2 protein-coding genes are annotated in these 2,488 nt (G+C 58.2%); one reads left to right on the top strand and one right to left on the bottom strand.

Annotated features, from left to right (window positions below; translation table 11 throughout):
- Window positions 1-77 precede the first annotated feature (77 nt).
- On the top strand, window positions 78-1,307 hold the full coding sequence (locus tag KRZ98_RS19820; protein WP_217674979.1) for a dGTP triphosphohydrolase: 1,230 nt from the start codon (window positions 78-80) through the stop codon (window positions 1,305-1,307).
- A gap of 11 nt (window positions 1,308-1,318) precedes the next feature.
- On the opposite strand, the gene KRZ98_RS24680 is transcribed toward KRZ98_RS19820, so the two are convergent.
- The gene (locus KRZ98_RS24680; RefSeq protein WP_217674978.1) at window positions 1,319-2,335 is read right to left on the bottom strand and encodes a site-specific integrase; all 1,017 of its coding nucleotides are present in this window, start codon (window positions 2,333-2,335) and stop codon (window positions 1,319-1,321) included.
- Between the last annotated feature and the right edge of the window lie 153 nt (window positions 2,336-2,488).

The raw sequence follows: 2,488 nt of genomic DNA, 5'->3' as shown, positions 1-2,488 counted from the left end.
AAACGGACGGACCCGCTCCCACTGCTCGTCGCTTAATCCGTGTCGATCCAAGATGGCGCTCCCTTCGCCAGTCTTGAATCCGATCTGCGCGGAAAAGGGAATCCCCTAATTGTCCACAGGCCTTAGATATTTTCCACACTAGGCAGCAACACACATACAAAGTTGCGCAAATTGGAAGACGCTTGGCCGAGCATCGGTTGCGAAAGCAGGCCGATGCGGCGGCGCTTCATGGACTGCATCCCGAAGTGGTCGAGGCGGCTTGCCTGGCCCACGACTTAGGTCACCCGCCATTTGGGCATGCGGCGGAATCTGAGCTCGACAACATCGTATGCGACCCCACAATCTGCGGCGGGAAAGCTGAAGATGCAGATGCCGACGGTTACGAAGGCAACGCTCAGACTTTCCGCATTTTGACCAAACTCGCAGTGCGGTATGGGAAAGACAGCCCGGGACTCGACCTGACTAGGGCGACGCTAGCTGCAACTCTGAAATATCCATGGCTGCGGGACAAGAGCGACGCCAAAAAGACCAGCAAGTGGTCAGCGTACGCTTGTGAGCGCAAACAATTCGAGTGGGTGCGCGAAGGCTGCCGGGACGGCTTCAAAACCGCCGAGGCAGAACTGATGGATTGGGCAGACGACATCGCCTATTCCGTGCACGACTTGGAAGATTTTCACAGGGTTGGGATCATTCCATGGAATGAAGTGGTGTCAGAAGATCTGAAAGACCGCGTCGTTCGCGGGGCTGTCACGGTCTGGGAAAAGGACCCAAGCGTGCCAGCTGACGCGCGAGCCAGAATGGACAAAGCTTTAGAGCGAATTAAGCGCAAGCTTCGGATGTTCCCAGCAGTGACGCAAGAGGTCTATGACGGTGCACGCGAGCAGCGCCGCCAGGTCCGGAACTTTTGTTCGACCCTGATTGGCAACTACGTAAGGGCGGCACGGCTCAATGACACACTGTCAGGGCCAGCTGTTATCATCGAAACGGATGCCGCAGATGAGGTCCGGCTCCTAAAATATTTCGCGCGTCACTATGTGATTGGCCTGCCAGCGCTGCATGCTCAACAATACGGCCAAAAGCGCATTATTCGCGATCTGTTTGAAATCTTCCTGAAAGAGGGCAAGGCCGATAATCTGAAGCTCTTTCCTAGTCGGCTGCGGTACATTTGGGAAGATAACAGCGATGATAAGCCGGCACGGCTTGCAGCTGATTGCGTAGCTTCGCTGACTGAAAATGAAGCTTATCAACTCCACCACCGGCTCACTGGCACCAACAGCGGCCTTGTTCTCGACCCGATTGTACGCTGAAGGGGGAAGTATCACAAACTGCCTGTCAGCATCGCGCGCTCGATGGCCGCGCCAATCGTCTCGGTAGCTTCCAGTAGGTGGTCATCGTCGAAATGCGCGTAGCGGGCAGTCGATGCGACCAGCGCATGGCCGAGCAGCTTGCCGATCATCGGCAGGTTCTCCTTGCCCATCACCGCATGGCTGGCGAACGTGTGACGAAGGTCGTGCAGCCGTACGTCACGCAGCTTTGCCTGAGCCCGGACTTGCGCCCACAGGTCCTGAACTGATTTGATCGGGCTTGCATACCGCCAGTTCCAAAAGATCCAGGGTTGCTTCGCCGCGCGGGGGATTGAGACGAGTATCTCCCGTGCTTCATCACCAAGCCACACGGTGCGGGGTCCGGTCTTCGTATCCCGCAGCAACAAGCGCTTCCCTTTGAGGTCGGTCCAATGAAGACCGAGAACCTCGCTAACGCGGCACCCCGTTAGAATTAGCAGCAGGATGGCGCTGGCGCGGGCGTGAAGGGTCCGATCATCACTACTCCGCGCCTCGGCGAGCATTGCACCAACCCTGACAAGTTCATCGTCGGATAGAAAGCGGGTGCGATGGTTGCGCTTGTTCTGCCGCACCGCGAGGCACGGATTGGTGTTCTCGACCCTATAACCCCACTTTTCGGCCTTGTTGAACGCAGCGCGCAGGATTTCAAGGCAACGGTTGGCCGCGCCGGGACCGGACCGGTCGGTCAGAGCGACAAACCACTTGATGACTTCGGCTTCACTAAGGCTGTCGACATAAGCATCCGGGAACGCCCCATCGATATGACATCGGCGGTAACCGCCTGCCGTCTCTTGGGTCGACGGTTTCCAGGTCGGCGCGCACTTCTCCCAATACTCCGCAATGAAATCGTCCATTCGCGGAGCACCGCGAATGCGCTGGCGCGCAGTCGCCGGATCATGCCCGACGCGGGCGTGGGCGATGACCTGGCGCGCGACCATCACCGCCTGATGCCGTGTGATGACCGAGGCAGGGCCTATCGTGATCGTCCGCACCCGTCCGCCTATCCGCGTCTGGACAATGTTGTCAACGGCGGTCAGATTCCAGACCACCGGGGCGGAGTAAAAGCAGGCCACTGTTGAAGCGGGCCTAACGATATGAAGAGGGCCCCGATCGGGGCCCTCTTCATATCGTGGTCGTCATTGATC

It is taken from the genome of Sphingobium sp. AS12, from assembly GCF_019097845.1.
Classification (GTDB): domain Bacteria; phylum Pseudomonadota; class Alphaproteobacteria; order Sphingomonadales; family Sphingomonadaceae; genus Sphingobium.
This window is presented reverse-complemented; position numbering and strand designations above follow the sequence as displayed.